Origin of the sequence: Mycolicibacterium brisbanense, assembly GCF_001570425.1 — a bacterium.
Taxonomy (GTDB): Bacteria; Actinomycetota; Actinomycetes; order Mycobacteriales; family Mycobacteriaceae; genus Mycobacterium; species Mycobacterium brisbanense.
Genome location: NZ_BCSX01000045.1, coordinates 124,680 through 151,468, shown reverse-complemented (window position 1 = coordinate 151,468; position 26,789 = coordinate 124,680). Strand labels below are relative to the sequence as shown.

The window sequence follows — 26,789 nt, the reverse complement described above, 5'->3', positions numbered from 1 at the left end:
GATGCCGATCAAGGGATTGTCAGCGGCGCTCGGCGCCGTCGTCGTGCTGGTGTTCGGTGGCACCGGCATCGCTGTCGCGGACACCGGCACGAGCAACGGTGTGACGTACACGGTTTCGTCGACCCCGGTCGATCCCGGCAATGGCTGGAAGCTTGAGGTCGGGCATATAGCCGGAGGCGACAGTGCGGTGGCTGCGGCATTCAACGGGGCCAGCGTGGCGTCCGGCAAGACCATGGCCGGAATGCTGGATCGCGACGAGGTGCTCCGCGACAACGCGACCTTCTACGCAAAACCCGCGGTGAGCTTTCGTCCCGCGACCGTCGCGCAGGTGTTGAGCGGCGTGTACTTCCATCAGGGCGCCGCTCACCCGTTGGACTATGTCACCACGGTCGTGATCGACAGTCGAACAGCCCGTCCCATCACCCTCGACGACCTCTTCACCGACAAGCAGGCGGGGTTGAACCGGCTGTCCCAACAGACCAAGCTGATCTTCCCCAAGGTCTACGGAGGAGACGCGCCGATGCCCGACCTGCGTGGCAATGCACCCGTCGAGGAGAACTTCCACAACTGGATGCCGACCGGGGACGGACTGGAAATCCATTTCGAGGACTACCAGTTCGCCCACGGTCAGCCTGTCATCACCGTGCCGTGGTCGCAGCTGACCGATGTGCTCGCACCGGACATGCAGGTGCTGGCCCGGTAGTCACTCGGCGAGGTCGGGTACGCCGCGTCCACGAATCACGTTGGTGGCAAATATGATTGCCCCGATGATCAGCCATACGATGCCACCGATCTTGGCCAGCGCGTCGGCGTTGACCAATACGTAGCCGATGATCAGGAAACCCACCGTCGGGACGACGAGGTGCAACAGGTAGTTCTTCGACTTCTTGCGGACCAGGTAATACCAGGCCACCGAGATGTGCAGCAGGCAGAACCCGAACAGCGCTCCGAAGTTCACCAGCGATGAGATCAGGCCGATCTGGCCGACGAAGAACAGCACGAGCACCAGGCTCAGCGCGCTGACCACCAGGATCGCCGCGATCGGCACCTTGCGGGCACTGATCGTCGACAGGAATGCCGGCAGTTGCCGGTCGCGGCTCATCGAATACAGCAGGCGGCTGGTGGCGGCCTGGGCGGCCATGGCGTTGGCGAAACCGACCGCGAGCACGTTGACCACGAAGAACGCATTCATCCATCCGGTACTCGAGGCGGCTTGCACGAGCTGGAAGAACGCGTTGCCCATCTCGTCGTCGCTGAACGATTCGCGCCCTCCGGCCAGCAGACTGGCGAGCCAGGTCTGGGTGATGAACAGGAACGCCACCACGAACAGCGCGACGATCATCGCCCGGCCCGCCGGGTTCTTCTTACCGGTGGACTCCTCGGCGAGTGTCGAAATGCCATCGAAACCAAGGAAACTCAGCACAGCGATCGACAATGCGGCCGCGATCAGCGGGGCGCTGACCACATCGGGATTCCAGATCGGTGTTGTGCTCCAGCCGACGTTGGGCAGAGTTTGTCCGTTGATGGCGCGTACCGCGATGACGACGAACAGCACGACGAACACCAACTCGACGGCCAGGAACATGCGGTTGACGATCTTGAGCGATCCGACGCCGAGCAGGTTGATCACCGTGTTGACGACCACGAATACGATGGCCCACACCCAGCGCGGTGTGCCCGGAAACAGGCCGACCATCGACTCGGCGGCGAAGACGTACAGCAGCGTGGGAATCAGCAAGTAGTCCAACAGGATTGCCCAGCCTGCGAAGAACCCCAGGCTCGGATGGATGCCGCGGCCCACATACGCGAAGACCGATCCGGCCAGCGGAAATGACTTGGCCATCTGGGAATACGCCAATGCGGTGAACACCATGGCGATCAGGCCGATGAGGTAGACCAGCGGGACCATGCCCGAGGCGCTGTTGTAGACCGTGCCGAAGATCGTCCACGGCGCGATGGGCACCATGAACACGAGCCCGTAGACGATCAAATCGACCGTGGAGACCGAACGATTGAGTTCCTGCTTGTAGCCGAATGATTCGAGGCTGCGCTGGCCCTCACCGGTGGTGAGGTGGCTGGCATCCGCCGCGCCGGTATCAGTTGCCATAGGGGTCCTGTCAGGTCGTGGGAAGGGGTGTCAGACCCGGGCGGCGGCGGCCAGATCGTGTTGGTGCAGGAAGTCCGCGATGACTGCGCGGAATTCCTCGGGCTTCTCCAGGTGCGTGCAGTGACTGCTGTCGGGGAACACGTGGGCCCGGACATCGGCGATGTTGTCCACATAGGGCTGCCATGTGGCCGGGGTCGCTTCGTCGAACTCGCCGGCCACGACAAGCACGGGCGCGCTGATCGCCGGCAGACGGTCGATGACGCTCCAGTTCCGCAGCGTGCCGATCACGTGAAACTCGTTGGGGCCGTTCATGGTGTAGTACACGGTCGGGTCGGCCACCATCTGCGCCTCGCTGTCCGCGAAGTCCTTGGGCATCGGCTCCACCCGGCACACGTGCCGTCGGTAGAACTCGTGCGTGGCGGCGACGTACTCGGGGTCGTCGACACTGCCGTCGGCCTCGTGGCGGCGCATCGCGGCCAGCATGTCGGGCGGGAGTTGCGCCCGGAGTTCGGCGGCGCCGTCGAGCCACAGCTGCATGGACGCCGGGGAATTGCAGATGGACAGCGAAGCCAGGCCTGCCGGTTCTCGCACGGCGATCTCGGCGCCGAGCATGCCGCCCCACGACTGTCCGAGCACGTGGTAGCGGTCGATGCCCAAAGCCGTCCGCACCGTGTGGAACTCGTCGACGAAGAGCTCCGGCGTCCAGAAGTCGGTGGGTGCGTCCGGGAGGTGGGTGCTGTTGCCGCACCCGAGTTGGTCGTAGTGGATGACGGTGCGCCCGGTCTCGTCGGCGAGCGCGGCCAGGTTGGCGACGTAGTTGTGTGCCATACCGGGCCCGCCGTGCAGGACGAACAACGGCAGGGCCTCGGCATGGGCGGTTTCGGGGGTCGTGATCTGGACCCAGGTCTCGTGTCCGCGGAAAGGGACGGTGCGGGTGGTACGTGGCATGGAGGCCAGCATGGAACATTAATGGTCTCGCGGCAAGACCATTAATCGTGTTTTAACAATTGGTGCCGATACTGTGGGGGCGGTGCGGGAGAGGGGAGACGCGATGACGCAGCCAGCCGGCGCCGGAGTGCCTGGTTTGCTGGAGAGCGAGCTCGAATCGCCGTCGCGGATCGACGAGATCACCGATCGGCTCGTCACCGCGATCGCGCTCGGCGAGTACCTGCCCGGTGCGCGACTGCCTGCCGAACGAGACTTGGCCGCCGCCCTCAAAGTCGGGCGCATGACGGTGCGCGCAGCGCTGGCGAGGCTCGTGGACCGTGGATTGGTCGAAACCCGGCGGGGCCGCGGCGGGGGATCGTACGTACTGCAGCAATGGCCGGAATCGTCGACCGAGTCGGTGTGTCGGACGCTGACCATGCGGCTCGACGAGCTCCGTGATCGTTGCGACGCCATCTGCCGGCTGCACGGCGCCATCTGCCGGGCCGCGGCCGAGTCCCGGTCGGATCGCGATATCGCGGTGCTGCAGGAGCACCTCGCGGCGTATCGCCGCGCCGAGAGCGGGCTGTCAGCTCAACAAGCCGACAGCGCGCTACACCTCGCGATCATCGATGCCGCGCACAACGACATCCTCAAACAAGTGCTGCTCGACCTCGAAGCGTCCGTGAGCATCGGTGCGCCTGCGCATCTTTGGGGCGAGCAAGTGACCATGCGTGAGATGGAGATGCGCGCACTGGCCGAGCACGAACAATTGGTCGGCGCGATCGCCGACGGTCGCGGCGACGACGCGGACGCGCTCGCCCGCGCCCACGTCGCCATCGACTTCGAATTGATCTCAGCCGCTATGCGCCGGGCCGGGGTGCTCACGGAATAGTCCCGCCAATGGCCCCGGACTTGGTGGCCGAAAAGGCCGGGGGCCACGAGCGCGTGCGTAACGCCACGGCGGCCCAGAGCGCGATTTCCCGCCATGGCGTTACGTGCGCGGACCAGACTTTCGCGGGCACCTCAATCGCAAACGCGGGTGACGCCCCGTCATATCCGCTGTCGGGCCGGGGCGCAGCGACTAGTCGTGTGCGCCGGTGCTCACCACCAGACGCCCGGTGGTCTCCCGCGCAGCCATCCGCCGAAGTGCTTGCGGCAGTTGATCCCATGGCACGTTCTCGCCGACCACGGTCTGGAGCTTGCCGGTACGCATCAGCTCGAGAATCTTGACGTGCGCATCGAGACCTTCGGAGCGGGCCGGCCAGTTGAACCCGAGCGTGCGGCGGACGGCAAGCGGATCGGTCACGTAGACCAGGCATACCCCGCAGACATCGAAGTTGCCGTAGGCGATCGGCCGCGGCGAGATGTAGTCCCCGTCCTCGAGGGCGATATCCTCGGCGAACCCGGCCATCAGGTGTCGCCCGTTGAAGCCCATGCAGCGAAACGTATCTGTCGTGACGCTGCCGCCCACCGCGTCGAACGCGACGTCCACGCCGCGGCCGTAGGTGAGCTCCATGACCTCGTCCACCCAGCCGCTGCTGCGGTAGTTGACGGCATGGTCGGCACCCAGTTTGCGGCAGAACTCCAGCTTCTCGTCGCTGCCCGCAGTGGCGATCACTCTGGCGCCCAAAGCCTTTCCGAGCACCAGCGCGCCCGATCCGGTGCCGCCCGCGGCGGCGTGCACCAGCAGCGTCTCACCGGACTGCAGGCGCCCGCGTTCGCGCAGTGCGAACCACCCCAGGTGAAATGGGTAATGCAGGGCGGCGCCGTCGACGTCGCTGACCCAGTCCGGCAGATCGAGCACCGTCGCGGCGTCGACGATGGCGTAGGACGCGTAGCCGCCGAAGGCCATCACCGGAATCCCCACCACGCGGCGGCCGACCAGGTGCTCGGCACCCAAGCCTGCGCTTTCGACGGTACCGACGGCTTCCATGCCGGGCACGAAGGGCGGCTGCAGGGGCAGCGTGGTGTAGCGGCCCTTGATGATGTCGATGTCGTTGAAGTTCAGGCAGAATGCCCGGACCGCGACCCGGACCTCGTTGGGGCCCGGGGCGCGCACTTCCACCGACTGTCGTTCCAAAACCTCTGTGGGCTCACCGAGTGCGGTGGCCACCCAGGCCTCCGCCGAGATGGGCTGTGGTGCAGTCTGATTCATCTGTTCTCCGGGGTGGTCAGGAAACGTTCGCGGTAGGCGCGGAATCTCTCGGCGATGGCCGCGGTGTCCAGTTGCAGGTCTGCCGGGTCGTAGATGACCCCTCCGTACCGCCCGCGTGGATGTTCGGTGAGGAAATCGTTCATCGCTGCACGGACGTCGTCGTCGAACGGTTGGTCGGCGACGCGATAGATGTTGCGCAGCGTGGCTTCTTCGTCGGCCATGAAGTCGTCGAATCGCACATCGATGGCTTGCCCGGCGGGCAGTTTGTCGCGATCGCGGATACAGCCGGTCAACAGATCGTCGATGCGGTCCAGCCAGTATCCGGTCAACTTGCCCACATCCGGGCGCGCGACCGCCATGCGCGTCGCATAGCAGATCATCGTCATCATCGATAGCGTCACCTCGACCGGGTCACGGTGCGTCACAATGAAAGTCGCATCCGGGAAGGTCGCGGCCAGGGTCGGGAACTGCTCGAGATGCTGCGGCGACTTCAGTACCCAGCGGGTGCCCCCTCGCAGGTACTGCATGGCCTGCAGGCTGCGCTTGACGTAGCGATACGATGCAGCCTGATCGTGCGCCTTGTAGTGAGCGGCGAAACTCGGTACGTAGTACATGGTTTCCCAGAGCATGCCCGAGATGTCATTGGCCAGCAGCTGGATCTCTTCGTGCGCGTGCTCGACGGTCATGTCGTGCATGCGGCGAAACTCCGGCATGGACGAGTTGATCACCTCCAGGCCCGCCGCGCAGCGATCTCGTCGCGGTCCCGGCGTATCTTCACCGGCAGCGGGCACCGGTTCGAGGCTTTCCCAGTACGGCAGATGCCGCAGCGCCGGATCCGCCGCGAGCAGATTGTGCAGATGCGTGGTGCCGGTGCGGGGTAGCCCACAGATGACGATCGGCCGCTGGATCTCGATGCTCTCGATCTCTGGATGCTCGGCGATCAGGGCTTCCAATCGCAACCGGTTGACCAGGTTGCCCACCAACTGTTCGAACGTGATGGCCACGCCGGTGTCGGACAGGTCCGCTTCGTCGCGCAACGCCGTACACAGCACATCGAGACGTTCCCGGAACGCCGGGTCGCCGAAATCGCTCAGCCCTGACCGCTCGGTCGCGGCGGCGAGCAGAGTTGCCGGGTTCAGGTCGAGATTCGCGCCGTAAGCGGCGAGGCCGTCGCGGATGGGTTGGGCTGCAGCGGGATACACCGGGTTGGCGAGGTCGGCGAATCGGATCGGCGCCGGACGCTGCACACCGGCGGTCACAGCGTGGCCACTTCGGCGACGTCGACGACCCGGCACTGCGGGTGGGCAGGCGTCTCCTCGGGCAGGAACCAGCGCAGCCAGATCAGGCCCTTGGCCCGGCCTGCCGTCGAGACCCAGTTCGGATGGCCTGGGTCTTTCTCGCTGATGACGATCCGCCAGGAGCCGTCGGGTTCATAGCTGACGTGCGCGCCGTTGATGGTGACCCGCTCGTGGGTGTAGTCGTAGGTATGCAGGAACGGATTCCATAGACAGAGGTTCCAGAACACGCAGTCCGGTGAGGTGCCCTCGATGATCAGGGCTTGATCCGGCTCGAGTTCGTAGGCACCCATCGAGTAGGCCGCGTCGGCGGCCGACCAGCCGTAGGCGTTCTTCGGCACCGGGAACGGTGGGTGCAGTTGGTTGGCGGGTTCCACCTTGGTCGGCAAGAAGGAAACCTGTTCGTGCAGCCAGTTTTTGGCGTAGCGGAAGCGCCGGGCCAGTTCAGCGGCGCTGTCGGTGCGCCGGGCAGGTGGGTCGAGTGACTCGATCCGCCATACGGGTCGGCGCTCGGTGCTCGGATCGTTGAGATAGTCGCGCGTCAAGGCGAATTCGGCGTCCGGGTCGAGTTTGAGCCATGCGCCCGGCTGCGGATCGGGACTCATGATGAACTCGAAGTTGCCGTCCTCGTCGAAATCCAGGCCGTGGTCGTTCATGGTGCCCACGATGCGATCGCTGTAGCGACCTTGCCCTGGCCCGCCGTAGACGGTCATCGACAGATACACCGCGTCACCGCGGTTGCCCGTGACGCGGTAGGTGCGCTGCGGATCCAGCGGGGCGAGCTGATAGTAGGCATCCGAATTGTCGCCGCCCCATTTGAGATACGGGCTGATGACGTCGACGAGGATGGGCTTGTCGCGGTCACCCCACACATAGGCGTCCACGCCGACTCGCAGCAGGCTGAACGGCAGGCGGTACCCGTCGAGCAGGTCGGCCTCACTCAGCGGAGGGTCTGCGGCGAGCAGTTTCTGCTCGATGCCGCGCACCTCGTCCAGCAGGGCGTTGAACGCCTCGGAGAGTTCTTCCCGGTCGGTCATGCGGTGCCCTTCTTTCGTGGTGGATGTTGTCCGGCCCCTTGGATGAGCAAGGAGCACAGTCGATCTGCGGTTTTCTCAGCGTCGATGTCCGGTTCCATGTGAGCGGCGTAGAACGCGGTGCCGATCAACGTCTGGTAGATCATGTCGACGTCGACATCGGGGCGGATCCGGCCCTGCTCCACGCCACTGGCGAGCAGCGCGCGGAAGGCGTCACGGGTCCGTTCATCGAGCAGCTGTTGGGTCCGGATGTGCAGCTCGGGGTCGCGGCGTCGCTCGGTCAGGATGCCCAGGGCGGCCGCTTCGACCACGGGATCGCCCCAGAACGTGAGAACCGCGTAGGTGAAGGCGCGCAGATCGGCTTCGAAAACGCCTGACACCAACAGGAGTTCGCCCTCCGGCGGCTGGCCGAACGCGGCGTCGAAGGCCAGGTGGGCCTTGGATGGCCAACGCCGGTAGATGGTGGGGCGGCTGACACCGGCCTCGCGGGCGACCGCCTCGATGGAGAGCTGGTCGTAGCCGTCGCGCGCCAGCAGTCGACGGGTGGCGCTCATGATGTCGTGCTGGGTTTGCGGGTCACGCGGCCGCCCGGGGCCTGTGAGCGAGGACACACTATTACGTTACGATACGTAACGTAATCAAGACAAGGGCTTCGCCGAATTCGACGAAAAGGCTGTTGTCCGCGTCGATCAACAACCTTTGCGTCGGATTCGATGCGTCAGATCATGGTCAGGGTCTCGAGGTGGACCGTGGTGGACGCGAAGCCCTGAGTCGGAGTGGTGCGCTGGTGCCACTTGCCGTCCTGACGCTTCTCCGTCTGGACGATCCGGCCGTCGACGTTGAACGTGATCTCCAACTCGAGCGGTTCTCCGGCTCCCGCTGAGCATCGTTGTTCCCAAACGATGGTGCGCCGGTCGCCGTTCGGGCCGCTGTCGAAGATCAATTCCCAGTCGCGCTCGTTGGCGCGCTCGCACACCAGATCCATGACGTGGTAGCTCATTTGGTTCCTTTCGGGACGATGCCAGTGCTCGATGGCGTCAAGCCTCGCGCATCGACAGCCCGGAGTCTGTCCGCCGATCGGACGGCTTCGAGATGAACCGGTTGTCCGCCGATCGGGGGAGGGAACTAGCCGGCGGCCCGCTCATACTCCGCCGCGCCGAAGACCGCGACCGCGACGGCGCCCACGATGGCCGCCGCGAAGGCCAGCGCGACGAGCCAGCCATAGCCCGGCCGCGCGGAGTCGCCGAGCAGCACCACCCCCACGATGCCCGGCACCACCGTCTCGCCGACGACGAGCGCGGCGGCGACACCGTTGACCGAGCCGACTTGCAGCGCCACGGTGAACAGGTAGAAGCCGCCGAGGCCCGCGACGATCACCGCCCACAAGGCCGGATCGGTCAGCAGCACTCGGAGCTGGAACGGCTCCAGGCCGTGGACCACGCGCACCGCGACGGCCATCGCGCCGTAGAGCACCCCGGCGATCAGTCCCGCGGGTACTGCCGCTTTACGACCGAGCAACCGGACCAGGGCCGCTCCTGCCGCCAGGATGACGGCGGACACCACGAGCACGCCCCAGTGCATGGCCGCGCCCGGATCGCCGTCGCCCAGCTTGCCGGCAGTCGCGCCCAAGATACACAGGGCGACAAGCACTATGGCGATGGCGGTCCAGTCCCGTCGGTGCAGCCTCACGTGCAGCACGAAGATGCTGAGGATCGCGGTCACCACCAGATTGGCGCTGATGATGGTCTGGGACAAGAACAATGGGATCAGCCGGGCCGACACCAGGCTGCCGACGAAGCCCAACAGATCGAGAGCCATCCCCGCGATGAAGATCGGTGCGAGCATGGCCGTGATCGTCGAGCGCAGCGTGGGGCCGCCCTCCGGGGTGGCGCCGTGGCCTGACCCGGAGCCGTTCGCGGCATACGACTGCAGGACCGACGCTGTCCCATAACCGACGCAGGCCAGCAGTGCGGCTGCGACACCGATCAGCACGGTCGGCGGTCTTGCTCGGCGTACTGGGCTCCAGGCATCCGCCAATTGTAGGAAGGTGTCACGTGCCCGCTGCCACCGCGGCGAACGCCGCGTCGACCAATGCGATGAGATCGCGATCCTCGTCATGGGCCCAGGCGGTCAATGCGGGTGCCACCGCGGCGAGAGCGGCGGAGGCCTGCACGACGCACGACAGGTCGGGTTCGGACAGGCCCGCGCGGCGAGCCAGGGCCCTGGCGAACAGCTCACGGGTCTCGTCCTGCGCGATGACATTTCGAGCGCGCAGCGCGGGATTGTCGAGGATGAGCCGCGTGCGGATCAGCAGGGCGTCATGGTCGGTGGCCAGGACATTCTCCAGGCCTGCGCGCAGCGCGTGATGGATCGCCGTGATGGATGGCAGCTCGGGCGGCTGCTCGGCGATGAGCTGCTCGATCATCGGGTCGTACTCGTCGTACTCGACGACCTCCTCCTTGCGGGGGAAGTAGCGGAAGAAGGTCATGTGGGATACGCCGGAGGCAGCCGCGATCTCCTCGACCGTGGTTGCGTCATAACCCTTTTCGACGAACAGCCGCAGCGCGTGTTCTTGGATCGACTGCCGGGTGGCAGCCTTCTTGCGCGTCCGCCAGTCGACACTCATGCCGAACGTTCCAGTGCCGGACGGCCCAGCGTGGTGTCCAGCCAGCGGTGCAGGCTCTCGGGCGTCGAACCCTTCCACGCGAGATGGCCGTCAGGGCGCACAAGCATCGTGTCGCCTGACCCGCGCAGCGCCACCACGTCGCCGAGGCGATCGCGGGCGACGGCGGCCAGAGCCTCTGACCCGATCACTGCCCACCGCGGACCAAGGGCCTCGTACAACCGCGTCGCCGTACCGTCGGTGCGCAGCAGATCGCGGTCGGGCACCCGGTCACCGGGCTGCAGCCCTGGAAGCCAGCGTTGGGCGAGCGAGCCCGAGCGGTAGGACACTTCGAGCTGGGAGGCTCTGTCCGTGATGCGGCGCTGCATCCACGGATTGTTCAACATGGGAATTGCGAGCTTGTCACGGATCAGCCGGGACGCTCGAGTCTGCCCGGTCAGGATCTGGGTGAGCCCGGTTGTGGTCTGCAGGACACCGCTTGCGACGGGCCGTCGTTCGCGCTCATAACTGTCCAGCAGTCGCGTGTCGGCGCGTCCAGACACCACGAGCGTGAGCTTGAATGCCAGGTTCTCGGCGTCGCCCATGCCGGTGTTCATGCCCTGGCCGCCGAACGGGCTGTGGATGTGCGCAGAATCCCCGGCCAGCAGCACGCGGCCCCATCGATACGTGTCGGCCAGGCGGCGCTGGATGCGGAACACCGAGGTCCACACCACCGAGCTGATGCTCCCGCCCGCGTCCTCGGCCAGCCTGCTGCCGAGATGGCCGACGATCTCGTCCGGGCTGGGGTTGTCGGGAAGATCATCCGGTGCGGGTGCCATCACACGCCACAGGTCGGCGCCGGGCAGCGGAAACGCCGCCAGCAGTTTCCTGCCGTGCAGCCACGAGGTGGCACCCTCGCGGTTGTAGGCGAGCTCGGCGTGAACATCGGCGAGAAGGAACCGCTCGATCAGCGGTATGCCGGGGAAGCCGATGCCCATCGCTTTACGGACCGCGCTGTGCGCGCCGTCGGCGCCGACGACCCATCCGCTGCGGATCCGCTGACCACCCGCCGTCACTGTCACGCCTTCGGGATCTGCCGTCACGTCGGTGACGGGCGTGCTCCATTCGACCGATCCGCCGAGCTCTGCCAGTCGCTTCCGCAGATTTTCCTCGATTTCGGCCTGTGAGATCAGCAGTGCCGCGGGACCGTGCAGCCGTGCCGCCTGCCCGACCGGGAAGCTGGCCAGTGGCCGGCCGTCGACGTTGACGTCGACCCGTTGCACGGGCAGTCCCCGCTGCGGCAGATCACCCAGCGCGCCCAGCCGGTCGAGCACCTCCACGCCGCGCGGCTGCAGGCCGAGCGCCCGCGACGTGACCGCTGGGCCTTCGGCCTTGTCGAGCACCCGGACGCTCACACCGGCCGACCGCAGGCTGCACGCCGCCGTCAACCCCGTCGGTCCTGCGCCTACCACCACGACCTCTTGATCCACGGCTCCTCCTCGATGTTAGTTACTAACATGTTAAACACTAACATCATTGTGGGCAACGCCGGAATCGTGGGCTCACGAGCGCGGCAAGGCGGCGACAGTAGGGTGATCGCGTGGCCGAGACCGCCCCGCTGCGCGTGCAACTGATCGCCAAGACCGAGTTCCTGGCACCGCCGGACGTGCCGTGGCAGACCGAAGCCGAAGGTGGTCAGGCGCTCACCGAGTTCGCCGGCCGCGCGTGCTATCAGAGCTGGTCGAAGCCCAACCCGAAGACGGCCACCAACGAGGCCTACATCGGGCACATCATCGACGTCGGTCACTTTTCGGTGTTGGAGCACGCGTCGGTGTCCTTCTACATCACGGGGATCTCCCGCTCGTGCACCCACGAACTGGTTCGTCACCGGCACTTCTCCTACTCGCAGCTGTCGCAGCGGTACGTGCCCGAACACGATGCGGAGGTGGTGATCCCGCCCGGGCTGGAGGACGACCCGGAGCTGATGGGCATCTTCACTGCGGCCGCCGACGCCAGCCGGGTCGCCTACACCGAACTGCTGAACCGCTTGGAAGCCAAATTCATGGGCGACCAGCCCGGGGGAGGCTCTGCGGTCCTGCGTCGCAAGCAGGCGCGGCAGGCCGCGCGCGCGGTGCTGCCCAACGCCACCGAGACCCGCATCGTGGTCACCGGCAACTACCGCGCCTGGCGGCATTTCATCGCGATGCGGGCCAGCGAGCACGCCGATGTGGAGATCCGCCGGCTGGCCATTGCCTGCCTGCGTGAACTCGTCGATGTGGCGCCCGCGGTATTCGCCGATTTCGAGATCTCGATGCTTGCGGACGGCACGGAGGTGGCAACGTCGCCTTTGGCCACGGAGGCTTGACGGAGTGGCCCGTCGACATCGCGACAGAAGCGTGAAGGGGAGCGGGTAATCTTGGCGCGTGAGCACCAGCGGAATTGACGTTACCGCCCAGATGGGCACCTTGCTGACCGCAATGGTGACGCCGTTCAAGCCCGACGGCTCGGTCGATCTCGATACCGCAACCAAGCTGGCCACGCACCTGGTCGACGCCGGGTGCGACGGTCTGGTGCTGTCGGGCACCACCGGCGAGTCGCCGACGACCACCGACAACGAGAAGCTGGCGCTGTTGCGTGCCGTGCTCGATGTGGTGGGCGACCGGGCCCGCATCATCGCGGGGGCCGGCAGCTATGACACCGCGCACACCGTGCGACTGGCCAAGGCCAGCGCCGAGGCAGGCGCGCACGGACTGCTCGTCGTCACGCCCTACTACTCGCGGCCGCCTCAGGCGGGGCTGCTCGCACACTTCACCGCGGTCGCCGACGCCACCGAGCTGCCGATCCTGCTCTATGACATTCCTCCGCGGTCGTCGATTCCGATCGAGTGGGACACCATCCGTAAGCTGGCCGAACACCCGAACATCGTGGGCGTGAAAGACGCCAAGGGCGACCTGCCCGGCGGGGCGCAGATCATCGCCGAGACCGGCCTGGCGTACTACTCGGGCGACGACGCGCTCAACCTCCCGTGGCTGGCCATGGGTGCGGTCGGCTTCATCAGCGTCTGGGGTCATCTGGCCGCGGGTCAGTTGCGAGACATGTTGACCGCGTTCAATTCCGGTGACGTCGCCACGGCCCGCAAGATCAACGTTTCGCTGGGCCCGCTGGGCGCCGCGCAGTCCCGGCTGGGAGGTGTGACGATGTCCAAGGCTGGTTTGCGATTGCAGGGCATCGACTGCGGTGAACCCCGGCTGCCGCAGATCCCGGCCGCGCCGGACGAGATCGAGGCGCTGGCCGCCGATATGCGCGCCGCAGCGGTGCTCAGGTAGGGCCGGCCGTTGAGCACCGATCTCGCGCCGCCCGAGCCGCTGGCCCCCGGAGGGCTGAGAGTCACTGCGCTGGGCGGCATCAGCGAAATCGGCCGCAACATGACGGTTTTCGAGCACCTGGGCCGGTTGCTCATCGTCGACTGCGGCGTGTTGTTCCCGGGGCATGACGAGCCTGGTGTCGACTTGATCTTGCCCGACCTGCGGCACATCGAGCATCGCCTCGATGATGTCGAGGCGCTCGTCATCACCCACGCGCACGAGGACCACATCGGCGCCATCCCGTTCCTGCTCAAGCTGCGGCCCGACATTCCGGTGGTGGGCTCGAAATTCACCATTGCCCTGGTGCGCGAGAAGTGCCGCGAACACCGCATCAAACCCGTCTTCGTCGAGGTCGCCGAGCGGCAGAGCAGTACGCACGGTGTCTTCGAGTGTGAGTACTTCGCCGTCAACCATTCGATTCCCGGGTGCTTGGCGGTCGCGATCCACACCGGCGCAGGCACGGTGCTGCACACCGGTGACATCAAACTCGACCAGATGCCCCTCGACGGTCGTCCCACCGACCTGCCGGGTATGTCGCGCCTGGGGGACTCCGGTGTCGACCTGTTCTTGTGCGACTCCACGAATTCCGAGCATCCGGGTGTCAGCCCGTCGGAGAGCGAGGTGGGCCCGACGCTGCACCGGCTGATCCGCGGTGCCGAAGGCCGGGTGATCGTGGCGTGCTTCGCGTCGAATGTCGATCGGGTGCAACAGATCATCGACGCCGCGGTGGCTCTGGGCCGCAAGGTGTCGTTCGTCGGGCGATCGATGGTGCGCAACATGGGCATCGCGCGCGAGCTCGGGTATCTGCGGGTCGACGATTCCGACATCCTCGACATCGGCGCAGCCGAGATGATGCCTGCGCACAAGGTGGTGCTGATCACCACCGGGACCCAGGGTGAGCCGATGGCGGCGCTGTCGCGGATGTCGCGTGGCGAGCACCGCAGCATCACGTTGACCGCGGGCGACCTGATCATCCTGTCGTCGTCGCTGATCCCGGGCAACGAGGAGGCCGTCTACGGTGTGATCGACGCGCTGGCCAAGATCGGGGCCAGGGTGGTCACCAATGCCCAAGCGCGCGTTCATGTTTCCGGGCACGCCTATTCCGGCGAGTTGCTGTTTCTCTACAACGGTGTGCGGCCGCGCAATGTCATGCCGGTGCACGGCACCTGGCGGCATCTGCGGGCCAACGCTGCGCTGGCCGCACGCACCGGGGTGCCGCCGGAGAACATCGTGATCGCCGAGAACGGGGTCAGCGTGGACCTGGTCGCGGGCAGGGCATCGATATCGGGGGCCGTGACCGTCGGCAAAATGTTCGTCGACGGATTGATCACCGGTGACGTCGGCGATGCCACGCTCGGTGAACGGCTCATTCTCTCATCGGGTTTCGTCGCGGTGACCGTTGTGGTGCACCGGGGAACCGGGCGCCCCGCGGGACCGGCGCATCTGCAATCCCGCGGCTTCTCGGAAGATCCCAAGGCCTTGGAATCGGTTGCGCAGAAGGTCGAGCGCGAACTGGAAAGCCTTGCCGCGGAGAACATCACCGATCCCACGCGGATCGCGCAGGCGGTGCGGCGCACGGTCGGCAAGTGGGTGGGCGAGACCTACCGTCGCCAGCCGATGATCGTGCCGACCGTTATCGAGATCTAGCCTGCCAGCAGCAGTATCCCGCCGACGAGCAGGCCGACGATCTTGACGGCCTCGAGCGCTACGTAGACGTAGTGCACGCGTGAGCGCCCGGCGGGTGCCTGGCCCGGGGCGGCCGCCAGTACGGCGTCGGAGCGCTGTGTCAGCTTGGGGCGCACGGCCAGCAACTGCACTGCCAGCGCGGCGATGGCGATCACGAACGCCGCGATGACCGCCGTTGACGGTCGACTGATTGCAAGGGTGACGATGACGATTGCCGCAAAGGCTGTTTCGGTGGCGTTGAGGGCGCGGAACACCAACCGTCCGATGCCGAGCCCGATCTGCAGGGTGACTCCCGGTGCGCGGAACTTCAGCGGGGCCTCCAAGAACGAGATCGCCAGCACCATGCCGATCCAGCAGTAGGTGACGGCGACTGCCACGGCCGCGGCGGTGTTCATCGGGTAGCTCCTTCGGTGGTGAGGCGCACCAGGCCGAGGCCCGGTTCCGCGAACGCGTCCAGCATGAGGGCGGCTACCGCCGCAACGCGTAGGCCGTCCACTCCACTTGGGATGCGCCGAGGTTGCGGCCCGCCGGGTTGACGTAGTGCTCGATCAGGTACTCCGGGCCGGCCTGCTGCATCAGCTGCCAGCCGTATGGCTCGATGAACGGCGCGATGTCGTCGGGATTGAGCCCGAACCGCCAGATCTTGCGACGGACGCAGAACCTCCGATACAGCGATTCCGCGCCGTAGCGGTGGGTGCCGTCGATGAAATCGGCACGGACATAGGTGAACACCAGCCGGCTGCCCGGCGCTGCCGTGGCGAGGTAGTCGAACGTCGCCCGCACGCCGCCTTCGGTGAGGTACTGAGTCACGCCCTCCCATACGAAGAACGTCCGGTCGGATGCGCGGTGACCGTGCCGGGCGAGTTCGGCTGCCAGGTCGTCGTGTTCGAAGTCGACCGGTATCAGCCGCACCGAGTCCGGAACCGCGCCGAGCACCCGACGCACCACGGCGCGTTTGCGGTCGATGTTGACCGGCAGGTCGACCTCGAACACCGGTATGGAGCTGCGTCGCGCCAGTCGATAAGCCCGCGTGTCCATACCGGCACCGAGAATCACCACGGCGTCGATGTCGGGCAGTGCGGCGTCGAGCATGTCGTCGATGAACCGCTTGCGGCAGGACAGGTTTGCCCACAGGCCGGGCTGGGACCGTTCCGCGGCGCGGATGGACCATTCGCGGGGTAAGCGCCAGCGCATCATCCGAGTCATGGCACGCAGTGACGCCGGCAGAAACGACTCCGCGAGATCGTCGTCGACCAGCCGGCGTGGGCCCTCGTACTGCTCAGTGGCGGCCAACACCATTGGGCCGAAGGCGGTTTGAGCTACCGGATCTGTGCGGCTCATCGCTTGTTGACGATACCTGCGTCCACCGGCAGTGTCACGCCTGTGATATAGCGGGCCTGATCTGACACGAGCCAGGCCACCGCGTTGGCGATGTCCTCGACCTGAACCACCTGCACCGGCAGGGCGTTGCCGAAATCCGTTGGTGCGTGCAGCTCCTCGGCGACATGCTTGAGCCATTGGCGGGTGAACTCGTTGTTGATCATTGGGGTGTCCACGCCGGTGGGATGGATGGAGTTGACCCGAATACTATGCGGGGCAAGGTAGTTGGCGTACGCGCGCATCAAGCCGACGACGCCGTGCTTGGCCGCGGTGTAGCCGATCGAGCCGCGGTCGCCGCCACCTACGCCGATCAGCCCCGCCGCCGAGCTGATCAGCACGATCGAACCGCCGTCGCCCTGTTCCACCATGGTCGGAAACGCCACCTCGACCGTGTTGTGTACGCCGGTCAGATTGACGTCGATGACGTCGCGCCAGCCGTCGGGACCGGACTGCATGGGTGCGATCCCGGCGTTCGCGACGACGATGTCGAGCCGGCCCAGTTCGGCGATCCCGGCCTGCAGCGCGGTACGCAGGGCGTCTTCGTCGCGCACGTCGGCCTGCCGCGCGACGATGCGGGCGCCGGTCTCCTCGACGAGCTTCACCGTCGCGGCCAGATCATCGGGTGTGGCCATGGGGTAGGGGACCGATGCGATCTGATCGCACAGGTCGACGGCGATGATGTCCGCGCCGTCCGAGGCCAGCCGCACCGCCTCGGCGCGGCCCTGGCCCCGTGCCGCGCCGGTGATGAACGCGACCTTTCGGGCCAGGGGACCGTCCGCACTCATTACGGCCGCAATTGGCCCTTGGCCGGATCGCCGGCGACGACGGGCTGCAACATCTTGATGTCGGGCGCACCGTCGAGCAGTTCACCGATCGTGCCGAACAGGGTTCCGACCGCGGGCGCCGTGCTGTGCGTCTTCAGCGCATCGGCGTCGGCCCACTGCTCGACGAAGACGAAGGTGCCGTCGGCCTCGTGCAGCGAGTACAGCTCACATCCCGGTTCGCCGTGTACTGCCTCGATGGCCTGCTTGCAGGCTTCGCGCACCGCGTCGACGGATTCGGGCTTGGCCTTCATGGTGGCGACGACGACAACTGGCATGGGTGCAGACTCCTCGGGTCAGTATGGCCGGACAGGTGTCCAAGCGTACTCATGGAGCGCGATGCCCGGTTGACGGTGTCGTTGCGGACAACCGACGCTCATCTGCCAGAACTGCAACATTTCTGTGACCTGTGTGGCAGATGGTGAATATGAGGCCACTGCGACTAGGCTGGCGGACATGGCTAACAAGACCGCTGCGCGATCTGGAGCCCGTTCGAGCAGGTCAAAGCCCAGCTCACGCTCCGGCCGACAGGCGCCTGCCCGCCCTGCGCCAGCCAGGCGCAAGCCGGCCCGTCGGTCCCAGGGCTCACCGGTGGCCGTCGCCGGACAGAAACTCGGCCGCGGCGCACGCGCGGGGTGGCTGATGCTGGCCAAGGGCGCCGGTTCGACGGCTCGCTCGGTCGGGCGGGCCCGCGAGATCGAACCGGGACACCGCCGCGACGGTCTCGCGCTGGCACTTTTGGGCATCGCCGTGGTGGTCGCGGCCAGTTCCTGGTTCGACGCGGCCCGTCCGGTCGGCGCGTGGATAGACACCGCACTGCGGACCGTCGTCGGCGAGCCCGTCGTGCTCGTTCCGATCGTGCTGGCCGTGGTCGCCGTCGTGCTGATGCGTACCGAACCCGACCCGGATTCCCGCCCGCGGATGATCCTCGGCGTCGCCATGGTCGCGCTGCCCGCACTGGGACTCTGGCACCTGTGGGCGGGTTCGCCGGAGGATCCCGCCGGACGCCGGTCGGCGGCCGGATTCGTGGGATTCGCCATCGGGGGACCGCTCTCGGACGGACTGACCGCGTGGATCGCCGCGCCGTTGCTCTTCATCGGCGTGCTGTTCGGCGTGCTGCTGATCACCGGCACGACCATCCGCGAAGTGCCCGCGACATTGCGCGCGATGTTCCGGACCCGCGCGTTCGATGACGACGACGAGTACTACGACGACGACTATGACGACGAGTACACCGACGCGCAGCCCGCCGACGACTTCTCCGACGGCTACTACGACGATCCGGCGTACACACCTGATCAGGCCAAGAACTGGCCCACCGCAGCCATCGAGGCGCCCAAAGCGCTGACCGGCACGCCGATGGAGAACTACCCGTTGGCCGAAGAGTCCGAAGCGCCAACGGTTCCCGAGCCTGCGGTCAAACCCCGCCGCAAGAAAATCGCCGAGCCCAAGCCTGCCAAGAAAGCGGACGACACCATCGTCGTCGACCGGGTGGTCGAGGGCCCGTACACGCTGCCGTCGATGGACCTGCTCATCGCGGGCGATCCGCCGAAGCTGCGCACGGCCGCCAACGACCAGATGACCGACGCCATTTCGTCGGTGCTCGAACAGTTCAAGGTCGACGCAGCCGTGACCGGCTGCACCCGCGGCCCGACCGTCACCCGTTACGAGGTGGAACTCGGACCGGGCGTCAAGGTCGAGAAAATCACTGCGCTGCACCGCAATATCGCCTACGCGGTCGCCACCGAGAGCGTCCGTATGCTGGCCCCCATCCCGGGCAAATCGGCCGTCGGTATCGAGGTGCCCAACACCGACCGTGAGATGGTGCGGCTCTCCGACGTCCTCACCGCACCGTCCACGCGACGTGACCACCACCCCTTGGTGATCGGCCTCGGCAAGGACATCGAAGGGGACTTCGTCTCGGCCAACCTGGCGAAGATGCCGCACCTGCTGGTCGCCGGTTCGACTGGTTCCGGTAAGTCGAGCTTTGTCAACTCGATGCTGGTCTCGCTGCTGGCGCGGGCCACCCCCGACGAGGTCAGGATGATCCTGATCGACCCGAAGATGGTGGAACTCACGCCCTACGAAGGCATTCCGCATCTGATCACGCCGATCATCACCGAACCCAAGAAGGCTGCCGCGGCGCTGGCCTGGCTGGTCGAGGAGATGGAACAGCGCTACCAGGACATGAAGGCGTCGCGGGTGCGGCACATCGACGTGTTCAACGAGAAGGTGCGCACCGGGGAGATCAGCACGCCGCTGGGTAGCGAGCGGGTCTACAAGCCGTACCCGTACATCCTCGCGATCGTCGACGAGCTCGCCGACCTGATGATGACCGCGCCGCGCGATGTCGAGGACGCCATCGTGCGCATCACGCAGAAGGCGCGAGCGGCAGGCATCCACCTCGTGCTGGCCACCCAGCGGCCGTCGGTCGACGTCGTCACCGGCCTGATCAAGACCAACGTGCCGTCGCGGCTGGCCTTCGCGACGTCATCGCTGACCGACAGTCGCGTGATCCTCGACCAGCCCGGCGCCGAGAAGCTGATCGGTATGGGCGACGGCCTGTTCCTGCCGATGGGCGCGAACAAGCCGCTGCGCATGCAGGGCGCGTTCATCACCGACGAGGAGATCCACGCCGTCGTCGAGGCCACCAAGGCGCAGGCCGAGCCCGAGTTCGTCGACGGCGTCACCGCGGTCAAGGCGGGCGAGCGCAAGGACGTCGACCCCGACATCGGCGACGACCTGGACGTCTTTTTGCAAGCCGTCGAGCTCGTGGTGTCCTCGCAGTTCGGGTCCACCTCGATGCTGCAACGCAAGCTGCGCGTCGGCTTCGCCAAGGCGGGCCGGCTGATGGACCTCATGGAGACCCGCCAGATCGTCGGGCCGTCCGAGGGCTCCAAGGCCCGCGAGGTGCTCGTCAAGCCCGACGAATTGGCCGGCACGCTCGCCCTGATCCGTGGTGGCGCCGACGCCAACGGCGCCGACACCGAAGACGACCCCGACGAGTTCTGACCCCGGTGATTTGTGGGGTCTCACCCGTAGCGAGTACGGGTGAGACTCCGCAAATCCCTCAGAGCGTCAGCAGCATGCGGGTGTTCCCGAGCGTGTTCGGTTTGACGTAGGACAGATCCAGGAACTCGGCCACACCGGTGTCGTACGAGCGGCACATCTCCTCATAGACCTCGGCGGTCACGGGGGTGCCGTCGATCTCCTTGAAGCCGTGCTTGCCGAAGAAGTCGACCTCGAAGGTCAAGACGAAGATGCGGCTCAGATGAAGATCGCGCGCGGCGCGCAGCAGCTGCTCGAGCAGAACGTGGCCCACGCCGGTGCCGCGGACCTTCGGATGGACCGCGACCGTGCGCACTTCGCCGAGATCGGCCCACAGCACGTGCAGGGCACCGCAGCCGACCAGTTCACCGTCGAGCTCGACCACCCAGAATTCCTGGACCGCCTCGTACAACGTCACCAGGTTCTTTTCCAGAAGAATCTTGCCTGCGTAGATGTCCACCAGCTCCTTGATGCGGGGGACATCGGACGTGCGGGCCCGGCGCACCAAGGGCCTGGTCGCCGGTGGCGCACTGCCTTCGTTCACAGCTGGAAGAGTATCGGTTTCGGCAACCGATATTCTGTTGCGGTGCCGGGCCAACCTTCTACTGATCCGTTGGTGCCGCATGCCTTCATCGCCAGCTTGCCCAACATCCTCACCGGCGCCCGGCTGGTGCTGGTGCCGGTGTTCCTGGTGTTGCTGTTCGTCGGCGATGGCCATGAAACATTTTGGCGGATAGTCGCTTTCGCGGTGTTCGCGGTCGCGGTGATCACCGACCGGTTCGACGGGGCCCTGGCTCGCAGCTACGGCGTGGTCTCGGAGTTCGGCGCACTGGCCGACCCGATCGCCGACAAGGCGCTCATCGGGTCGGCGTTGATCGGCCTGTCGATGCTGGGGGACCTGCCCTGGTGGATCACGGGCGTGATTCTGCTGCGCGAGATCGGAATCACCATTCTGCGTTTCGTGGTGTTGCGTCACGGCGTCATCCCGGCCAGCCGTGGCGGCAAACTCAAGACGCTGGTGCAGGCGGTAGCGATCGGGTTGTTCGTGCTGCCGCTGCACAACTGGCCGGGAATCTGGCTGACTGTGGCGTGGGTGATCATGTGGGCGGCCGTCGTGCTGACCATCGTCACCGGCGCCGACTATGTGGTTTCGGCGATCAGGAATTCACGTGGACGATCCGCTCGTAACTGACGACGCGAAGGCGCTGGTCGCCGATCTGACGGTGAACGGCCAGAGCGTGGCCACCGCAGAATCGCTGACCGGAGGTCTGCTCGCGGCCACGCTGGCAGGCGTGCCCGGTGCCAGTGCCGTGCTGCACGGCGGGCTGGTCACCTACACCGAGGACACCAAGATCTGGCTGGCCGGCGTCGCACCCCAGGTGCTCGACGCGGTCGGACCGGTCGCGGCGCCCACGGCCCGCGCGCTCGCGGTCGGTGCGCGCCAGCGCTGTGCCGCCACCTGGGGCGTCAGCCTCACCGGTGTGGCCGGCCCCGAGCCGCACGGCGGCCATGCGCCGGGAACGGTGTTCCTCGGATTGGCCGGTCCCGTCGACACCGAGGTGGTCGAGCTGGCGCTGTCGGGTTCACGCTGGGATATCCGGGTGGCCGCGGTCAACGAGGCGATCGCCCGGTTACGCCGTCTGGTCGAGCAGCAATGAGTTTCTTGCCGCCGGGAACCATCACGGTGGGTCACAGCGTTTGGCAAGTAATAACCGTCGAGTAGGTACCCGAAGGAGGGCGCGATGACGGAATTGCTGCGTGAAGTGATCGGTGATGTGCTGCGCACCGCCCGCACCGAGCAGGGGCGGACCCTGCGTGAGGTGTCCGATGCCGCCAGGGTGAGCCTCGGCTATCTGTCGGAGGTGGAGCGTGGCCGCAAAGAGGCTTCCAGCGAACTGCTCAGCTCCATCTGCGATGCCCTCGACGTGCGGCTCTCGCGTGTGCTGACCGACGCCGGTGAGCGGATGGCGCGCCGTGAACAGGCCAATGTCGCCCACATCGACGCTGCGACCAAGGTGGTCATCCCGCAGCCGGTCTCCATGGCCGTCGCCTGAGGCAGGCTCAGACCCGGCGAAACGCCCATCGGGGGCTGTGGGGGTCTGCCCGAACCCGATAAGTTGGCACTTGAGCACGACAACTTGACCGACCAGGCGTCCACAGGCCCGATCAACCGGGCCCAAACATCAGCGAAGGCGGAAACGTTCCCATGGCCAATCCGTTCACCAAGGCATGGAAGTACCTGATGGCGCTGTTCAGCTCCAAGGTCGATGAGTACGCCGACCCGAAGGTGCAGATCCAGCAGGCCATCGAGGACGCACAGCGTCAGCACCAGGCACTGACCCAGCAGGCCGCCCAGGTGATCGGCAACCAGCGTCAGCTGGAGATGCGGCTCAACCGCCAGCTGGCCGACATCGAGAAGCTCCAGGTCAACGTCCGCCAGGCCCTCACTCTCGCCGACCAGGCAAACGCCTCGGGCGATGTCGCCAAGGCCACCGAGTACAACAACGCCGCCGAGGCGTTCGCTGCTCAGCTGGTGACCGCCGAGCAGGGCGTCGAGGACCTCAAGACCCTGCACGACCAGGCTCTGCAGGCCGCCGGTCAGGCGAAGAAGGCCGTCGAGCAGAACGCGATGATGCTGCAGCAGAAGATCGCCGAACGCACCAAGCTGCTGTCGCAGCTTGAGCAGGCCAAGATGCAGGAACAGGTCAGTTCCTCGCTGCGGTCGATGACGGACCTTGCCGCGCCGGGCAACACCCCCAGCCTCGACGAGGTCCGCGACAAGATCGAGCGGCGCTACGCCAACGCCATCGGTTCGGCGGAGCTCGCCCAGAACTCGGTGCAGGGCCGCATGCTCGAGGTGCAGCAGGCCAGTGTGCAGATGGCCGGCCACTCGCGGCTGGAGCAGATCCGCGCGTCGATGCGCGGCGACACTCTGCCTGCAGGCGGAAGCACCGCGACGCCGGCCGCCCCGGCCACCAACCCGGCTCAGACGCCCGAAAACCCGCTCGGCCAATAGTGTTTCGGTGATGTGATCATGGCTACCAAGACCGGAGAGGCCTGGCGGTCAGTGCTGCAGCGGGGTGTCGATACCGCCGCGGACCTGTCCGGAGCGCTTGCCGAAAAGCTCAGTGCCGCTGCCGATCCGCGCGCGAAGCTGCTGCGCAAGCGGCGGTGGGCTGCGCGGCTCGGCGTGTTCTTCACGCTGGCCTGCGGGTTCTGGGTGCTGGTGACGGCCGTGCTCGCATCGTGGAGCACCCCCGTCTGGGTCTTGATCATCACCGGTGCCTTCGCCGCGGGCGCCGCGTTCCCCGCGACGCTGCTGTGGCTGCGCTACCGCTGGCTGCGGTCCGAACCTCTACCGGCCGAACGTCCCGTCGCCGGCCGGCGGCTCCCGCCGTGGGGTTCGGCCGCCCGTCAGCCGATGTCGGCGCTGGTGGCTTCCGAGCGGGGCATGTTCTCGCTGCTCGGCGTCATGGAACGTGGCCACATGCTGCCCGCCGACGAGCTCCGCGAACTCACCGCGGTGGCCAACCAGACCGCGCGCACCATGGCCGCCACCGCCACCGAGGTGGTGTCGATGGAGCGGGCGATCAGCAACGCGCCGCAGTCGCGGCAGTACCTGGTGCCCACCATCAACGCGTTCACCGCTCAGCTCGGCCAAGGCGTTCGTCAGTACAACGAAATGGTCACCGCGGCAGCACAACTGGTGTCCGCGGTGAACAGCGGGCCGGTGTCGGCGGCCCCGCTGTCGCAGCAGCGCTACCGCGGCGAGTTGACCAATGCCACCGACCGGCTGATGGGCTGGGCGCAGGCCTTCGACGAGCTCGGCAGGCTGCGCCAGGCCTGACGGTTCAGACCGCGCTGCTGCTCGGCGGCCCCGACCGGGGACCGTACTTCTCGATGTAGGCCTGATGGATATGGGCGTTCTTCTCGCGCGCGATCTTGTCGACCAGGTTGGGATCGAGGCCGTGCACCCGCAGCATGTGCCGCCGCCAGATCTTGTTCAGTGCGTGCGAGAAGTAGATGAACGGGATCAGGATCGGCACCGTCATGCTCAGGTGCACGTACAGCGACGTGTCGATCAACCAGAACGGGGCCAGGATCAGCACCGCCGGAACCAGCACCCGCAGCATCATCCGGCGGGTGGCGCCCTTGCCGGTCAGGTCCTCACGCACCCAGTCGAGCATCGAATCCGGCAGTCGGCGCCCGCAGCAATAACGCAGGAACTCAACGGCGTTCGGCTTGGCGCGCTCGCTCGTCATCGGCTCAGCCGCTAAAGCGACGCGCGCAGCGATGGGATGACCATCCCGACCAAGCCGCGGACCGTCGCCTTGGCCATGTCGAGAAAGTCGAAGTAGTCCCGCCACAACGTGATTCGGCCCTCGTGCACCTCGAACACGCCGCACACCCAGAACTGCAGCCGCAGCGGCCCGAAGATCAGGGCGTCGGTGCGTTCGGTCAGCACCGAGGCTCCGTCGGCAGCGATCCGGTGGATCTTCACCTCGAAGCCGACGCGGCCCTGCATGGAGCGGAACAGTTTCACCGTGCGGTTGCGGCCGTAGATGGTCGGCAACCCGACGTTCTGATACACCAGGTTCTGCGCCAGCGCGTTCTCGGCGGTTTCGAAGTCCTGGTCCTGAAGCGCATTGAGGAAGATCTCGACCGTGCCAGCGGCGCTCGTCACCGCGGTAGATGATTGGTCAGCCATGGCCGAAGCCTAGTTCTCCTTGGCTGTGGCAGGGTAATCCGAATGCGCGTAGCGGTGGTTGCCGGACCCGATCCCGGGCATGCTTTCCCGGCCCTGGCGCTGTGTCTGAAATTCCTGGCGGCGGGGGATACGCCGACCCTGCTGACCGGCGTGGAATGGCTGGACACGGCCCGCGCCGCCGGGGTCGATGCGGTCGAACTGGCCGGCCTGGATCCCACCGAAGGCGACAACGACGCCGACGCCGGGGCGAAGATCCATCAACGGGCGGCCCGCATGGCGGTGCTCAACGCCCCGCAGCTCCGGGAAATGGACCCTGACCTGGTGATCTCCGACGTGATCACAGCGTGCGGCGGACTCGCCGCCGAACTGCTGGGCGTTCCGTGGGTGGAGCTGAACCCGCATCCGCTGTACTTGCCGTCGAAGGGGCTGCCGCCGGTGGGCAGCGGTTTGGCACCGGGCGTCGGGTTGCGCGGCCGCCTGCGCGACTCGGTGTTGCGCGCCCTGACGGCGCGGTCTGTGCGGACGGGTCTGGCACAGCGCGCCGAGGCCAGGGTCGGCATCGGCCTGCCCGCGACCGATCCCGGACCACTGCGCCGGCTGATCGCGACCCTGCCCGCGCTCGAGGTTCCTCGTCCGGATTGGCCGGCGGAGGCCGTCGTGGTGGGGCCGCTGCACTTCGAGCCGACCGACGCGGTGCTGACCGTGCCCGACGGTGCGGGCCCCGTCGTGGTCGTGGCGCCGTCGACCGCAACCACCGGCACCCAGGGGATGGCCGAGCTGGCGCTGGCCTCGCTGCGGCCCGGAGAGACCCTGCCCGAGGGGGCTCGGCTGGTGGTGTCTCGGCTCGGCGGGGCCGATGTCGATGTCCCGCCGTGGGCGGTGGTCGGGCTGGGACGCCAGGACGAGCTGCTCACCCACGCCGACCTGGTGATCTGCGGGGGCGGTCACGGCATGGTGTCCAAGACTCTGCTGGCCGGTGTGCCGATGGTGGTGGTGCCCGGCGGTGGTGATCAGTGGGAGATCGCCAATCGTCTGGTGCGCCAAGGCAGTGCGCAGCTGGTACGACCGCTGACCGCCGACGCGTTGATCGCCGCCGTCGGTGAGGTGCTCGGCTCCGCGACGTATCGCCGGGCTGCTCAGCAGGGCGGGGCATCGGTGGGCGAGGTGGCAGATCCGGTACGGGTGTGCCATGACGCGTTGGCACCCGCTCGGTAGGTTGGGCGTGTGCGCTTGACGGAATTCCACGAGCTGGTCGACGGCCGGTTCGGCTCAATGCGAGGGCGGTCCATGCTCGTCGATCACGTGCTGAGCAGCATGGGCCGCACCGCCGCGCAGGCGATCGAGGCCGGCGTGGAGCCGCGCGATGTATGGCGGGCCCTGTGCGCCGATTTCGACGTCCCTCGCGACGAGTGGTAGCGAGGTATGACGTAGCTCACGTATGCGCGTATACCGGAGTTATGCGACTAGGTGAGCATCCTCAACGCACGCCGCTCTACGGTGTGTTGCTGGTCATCGCCGCTGTTCTGTTGTGCTGGCTGGTCGCGTCGACGCTGGGTGGATGGCATGCTGCGGTCGGGTACTTCCTGGCCATCGCCGTCGGCGCGGTCGGCTTTGTCATGACGCTGCGGGACCTCGACAACTTTCCGAACTGGCGTCGCTGA

At 66.7% G+C, this 26,789-nt stretch carries 31 protein-coding genes; 14 read left to right on the top strand and 17 right to left on the bottom strand.

From position 1 onward, the window contains the following. The first annotated feature begins 1 nt into the window (after nucleotide 1). Nucleotides 2-703 (top strand): RsiV family protein, encoded by a 702-nt coding sequence (locus RMCB_RS26395; protein ID WP_062831114.1) that lies wholly within the window; start codon nucleotides 2-4, stop codon nucleotides 701-703. Here RMCB_RS26395 and RMCB_RS26390 read toward each other — a convergent pair whose 3' ends face one another. Both RMCB_RS26390 and RMCB_RS26385 read right to left on the bottom strand, forming a co-directional pair. Next, on the bottom strand, nucleotides 704-2,107 hold the full coding sequence (locus tag RMCB_RS26390) for an APC family permease (RefSeq protein ID WP_062831113.1): 1,404 nt from the start codon (nucleotides 2,105-2,107) through the stop codon (nucleotides 704-706). It abuts the gene before it with no gap. Nucleotides 2,108-2,137: 30 nt separating this feature from the next. Then, nucleotides 2,138-3,055 (bottom strand): proline iminopeptidase-family hydrolase, encoded by a 918-nt coding sequence (locus RMCB_RS26385; protein ID WP_234792251.1) that lies wholly within the window; start codon nucleotides 3,053-3,055, stop codon nucleotides 2,138-2,140. 103 nt (nucleotides 3,056-3,158) lie between these two features. Between RMCB_RS26385 and RMCB_RS26380 the strand changes: the two genes are divergently transcribed. Beyond that, entirely contained in the window at nucleotides 3,159-3,926 is a 768-nt protein-coding gene (locus tag RMCB_RS26380) for a FadR/GntR family transcriptional regulator (protein WP_062831111.1), read from the top strand. Nucleotides 3,927-4,115: 189 nt separating this feature from the next. Here the strand turns inward: RMCB_RS26380 and RMCB_RS26375 are convergent, their stop codons facing one another. From RMCB_RS26375 to RMCB_RS26340, 8 genes are all read right to left on the bottom strand, one after another. Beyond that, nucleotides 4,116-5,189, bottom strand: coding sequence for an NADPH:quinone oxidoreductase family protein (locus RMCB_RS26375; RefSeq protein ID WP_062831110.1), 1,074 nt, complete (start codon nucleotides 5,187-5,189; stop codon nucleotides 4,116-4,118). Beyond that, the gene (locus RMCB_RS26370) at nucleotides 5,186-6,448 is read right to left on the bottom strand and encodes a sulfotransferase family protein (RefSeq protein ID WP_062831109.1); all 1,263 of its coding nucleotides are present in this window, start codon (nucleotides 6,446-6,448) and stop codon (nucleotides 5,186-5,188) included. The genes RMCB_RS26375 and RMCB_RS26370 overlap by 4 nt, the downstream gene beginning before the upstream one ends. After that, nucleotides 6,445-7,521: a DUF1214 domain-containing protein gene (locus RMCB_RS26365; RefSeq protein ID WP_029370784.1), complete on the bottom strand. Its 1,077-nt coding sequence runs from the start codon at nucleotides 7,519-7,521 to the stop codon at nucleotides 6,445-6,447. Before RMCB_RS26365 ends, RMCB_RS26370 begins: the two co-directional genes overlap by 4 nt. Then, entirely contained in the window at nucleotides 7,518-8,129 is a 612-nt protein-coding gene (locus RMCB_RS26360; protein ID WP_062831108.1) for a TetR/AcrR family transcriptional regulator, read from the bottom strand. The genes RMCB_RS26365 and RMCB_RS26360 overlap by 4 nt, the downstream gene beginning before the upstream one ends. Nucleotides 8,130-8,236: 107 nt before the next feature. Next, a complete protein-coding gene (locus tag RMCB_RS26355) occupies nucleotides 8,237-8,518 on the bottom strand; it encodes a hypothetical protein (RefSeq protein ID WP_062831107.1) in 282 nt (93 codons plus the stop codon). 125 nt (nucleotides 8,519-8,643) lie between these two features. Further along, nucleotides 8,644-9,510, bottom strand: a complete 867-nt coding sequence (locus RMCB_RS26350) for a DMT family transporter (protein ID WP_062831106.1) — start codon at nucleotides 9,508-9,510, stop codon at nucleotides 8,644-8,646. Nucleotides 9,511-9,568: 58 nt separating this feature from the next. Continuing rightward, the gene (locus RMCB_RS26345) at nucleotides 9,569-10,144 is read right to left on the bottom strand and encodes a TetR family transcriptional regulator (RefSeq protein ID WP_062831105.1); all 576 of its coding nucleotides are present in this window, start codon (nucleotides 10,142-10,144) and stop codon (nucleotides 9,569-9,571) included. Continuing rightward, the gene (locus RMCB_RS26340) at nucleotides 10,141-11,610 is read right to left on the bottom strand and encodes an FAD-dependent monooxygenase (RefSeq protein ID WP_062831104.1); all 1,470 of its coding nucleotides are present in this window, start codon (nucleotides 11,608-11,610) and stop codon (nucleotides 10,141-10,143) included. Before RMCB_RS26340 ends, RMCB_RS26345 begins: the two co-directional genes overlap by 4 nt. A 110-nt stretch (nucleotides 11,611-11,720) precedes the next feature. On the opposite strand from RMCB_RS26340, the gene thyX reads away from it, so the two are divergent. The 3 genes from thyX to RMCB_RS26325 all read left to right on the top strand — a co-directional run bounded on the left by thyX (nucleotide 11,721) and on the right by RMCB_RS26325 (nucleotide 15,132). Next, a complete protein-coding gene (gene thyX, locus RMCB_RS26335; RefSeq protein WP_029370778.1) occupies nucleotides 11,721-12,485 on the top strand; it encodes an FAD-dependent thymidylate synthase in 765 nt (254 codons plus the stop codon). A 91-nt stretch (nucleotides 12,486-12,576) separates the two neighbouring features. Next, entirely contained in the window at nucleotides 12,577-13,446 is an 870-nt protein-coding gene (gene dapA / locus RMCB_RS26330) for a 4-hydroxy-tetrahydrodipicolinate synthase (protein WP_234792253.1), read from the top strand. Nucleotides 13,447-13,455: 9 nt separating this feature from the next. Next, a complete protein-coding gene (locus tag RMCB_RS26325; protein WP_062831102.1) occupies nucleotides 13,456-15,132 on the top strand; it encodes a ribonuclease J in 1,677 nt (558 codons plus the stop codon). Here RMCB_RS26325 and RMCB_RS26320 read toward each other — a convergent pair. From RMCB_RS26320 to RMCB_RS26305, 4 genes are all read right to left on the bottom strand, one after another. Beyond that, a complete protein-coding gene (locus RMCB_RS26320; protein ID WP_062831101.1) occupies nucleotides 15,129-15,566 on the bottom strand; it encodes a hypothetical protein in 438 nt (145 codons plus the stop codon). The two genes, RMCB_RS26325 and RMCB_RS26320, sit on opposite strands and share 4 nt — an antisense overlap. A 73-nt stretch (nucleotides 15,567-15,639) precedes the next feature. Beyond that, complete coding sequence (locus RMCB_RS26315) at nucleotides 15,640-16,512, bottom strand: SAM-dependent methyltransferase (protein ID WP_072278547.1); 873 nt, start codon at nucleotides 16,510-16,512, stop codon at nucleotides 15,640-15,642. Further along, nucleotides 16,509-17,336: a mycofactocin-coupled SDR family oxidoreductase gene (locus RMCB_RS26310; protein ID WP_062831099.1), complete on the bottom strand. Its 828-nt coding sequence runs from the start codon at nucleotides 17,334-17,336 to the stop codon at nucleotides 16,509-16,511. The genes RMCB_RS26315 and RMCB_RS26310 overlap by 4 nt, the downstream gene beginning before the upstream one ends. After that, nucleotides 17,336-17,650 (bottom strand): putative quinol monooxygenase, encoded by a 315-nt coding sequence (locus RMCB_RS26305; protein WP_029370772.1) that lies wholly within the window; start codon nucleotides 17,648-17,650, stop codon nucleotides 17,336-17,338. Before RMCB_RS26305 ends, RMCB_RS26310 begins: the two co-directional genes overlap by 1 nt. Before the next feature lie 178 nt (nucleotides 17,651-17,828). Here RMCB_RS26305 and RMCB_RS26300 point away from each other — a divergent pair, with 178 nt between their 5' ends. Beyond that, the gene (locus tag RMCB_RS26300) at nucleotides 17,829-20,384 is read left to right on the top strand and encodes an FtsK/SpoIIIE family DNA translocase (RefSeq protein WP_201028352.1); all 2,556 of its coding nucleotides are present in this window, start codon (nucleotides 17,829-17,831) and stop codon (nucleotides 20,382-20,384) included. Between the two features lie 58 nt (nucleotides 20,385-20,442). Here the strand turns inward: RMCB_RS26300 and RMCB_RS26295 are convergent, their stop codons facing one another. Continuing rightward, complete coding sequence (locus tag RMCB_RS26295; protein WP_029370104.1) at nucleotides 20,443-20,925, bottom strand: amino-acid N-acetyltransferase; 483 nt, start codon at nucleotides 20,923-20,925, stop codon at nucleotides 20,443-20,445. Nucleotides 20,926-21,006: 81 nt separating this feature from the next. Between RMCB_RS26295 and pgsA the strand changes: the two genes are divergently transcribed. From pgsA to pspM, 5 genes are all read left to right on the top strand, one after another. Next, nucleotides 21,007-21,612 (top strand): CDP-diacylglycerol--glycerol-3-phosphate 3-phosphatidyltransferase, encoded by a 606-nt coding sequence (gene pgsA, locus RMCB_RS26290; RefSeq protein ID WP_062831097.1) that lies wholly within the window; start codon nucleotides 21,007-21,009, stop codon nucleotides 21,610-21,612. Next, nucleotides 21,590-22,078 (top strand): CinA family protein, encoded by a 489-nt coding sequence (locus RMCB_RS26285; RefSeq protein WP_029370225.1) that lies wholly within the window; start codon nucleotides 21,590-21,592, stop codon nucleotides 22,076-22,078. Before pgsA ends, RMCB_RS26285 begins: the two co-directional genes overlap by 23 nt. 84 nt (nucleotides 22,079-22,162) lie before the next feature. Continuing rightward, on the top strand, nucleotides 22,163-22,474 hold the full coding sequence (gene clgR, locus RMCB_RS26280) for a transcriptional regulator ClgR (RefSeq protein WP_029370106.1): 312 nt from the start codon (nucleotides 22,163-22,165) through the stop codon (nucleotides 22,472-22,474). Nucleotides 22,475-22,626: 152 nt separating this feature from the next. Continuing rightward, complete coding sequence (pspA, locus tag RMCB_RS26275; protein WP_029370107.1) at nucleotides 22,627-23,436, top strand: phage shock protein PspA; 810 nt, start codon at nucleotides 22,627-22,629, stop codon at nucleotides 23,434-23,436. A gap of 18 nt (nucleotides 23,437-23,454) precedes the next feature. Then, a complete protein-coding gene (gene pspM, locus RMCB_RS26270; RefSeq protein WP_029370108.1) occupies nucleotides 23,455-24,267 on the top strand; it encodes a phage shock envelope stress response protein PspM in 813 nt (270 codons plus the stop codon). Between the two features lie 4 nt (nucleotides 24,268-24,271). Here the strand turns inward: pspM and RMCB_RS26265 are convergent, their stop codons facing one another. Both RMCB_RS26265 and RMCB_RS26260 read right to left on the bottom strand, forming a co-directional pair. Then, nucleotides 24,272-24,682, bottom strand: coding sequence for a DUF5313 domain-containing protein (locus tag RMCB_RS26265; protein ID WP_029370109.1), 411 nt, complete (start codon nucleotides 24,680-24,682; stop codon nucleotides 24,272-24,274). An 11-nt stretch (nucleotides 24,683-24,693) separates the two neighbouring features. Next, nucleotides 24,694-25,128, bottom strand: coding sequence for a limonene-1,2-epoxide hydrolase family protein (locus RMCB_RS26260; RefSeq protein ID WP_062831096.1), 435 nt, complete (start codon nucleotides 25,126-25,128; stop codon nucleotides 24,694-24,696). 42 nt (nucleotides 25,129-25,170) lie between these two features. On the opposite strand from RMCB_RS26260, the gene RMCB_RS26255 reads away from it, so the two are divergent. Genes RMCB_RS26255 through RMCB_RS26245 form a run of 3 tightly spaced genes read left to right on the top strand, consistent with a single transcriptional unit; the run spans nucleotide 25,171 to nucleotide 26,789 of the window. After that, on the top strand, nucleotides 25,171-26,343 hold the full coding sequence (locus RMCB_RS26255) for a glycosyltransferase (protein ID WP_062831095.1): 1,173 nt from the start codon (nucleotides 25,171-25,173) through the stop codon (nucleotides 26,341-26,343). 9 nt (nucleotides 26,344-26,352) lie between these two features. After that, nucleotides 26,353-26,544, top strand: coding sequence for a DUF3046 domain-containing protein (locus RMCB_RS26250; RefSeq protein WP_029370112.1), 192 nt, complete (start codon nucleotides 26,353-26,355; stop codon nucleotides 26,542-26,544). 41 nt (nucleotides 26,545-26,585) lie between these two features. Next, nucleotides 26,586-26,789 (top strand): hypothetical protein, encoded by a 204-nt coding sequence (locus tag RMCB_RS26245; RefSeq protein ID WP_062831094.1) that lies wholly within the window; start codon nucleotides 26,586-26,588, stop codon nucleotides 26,787-26,789.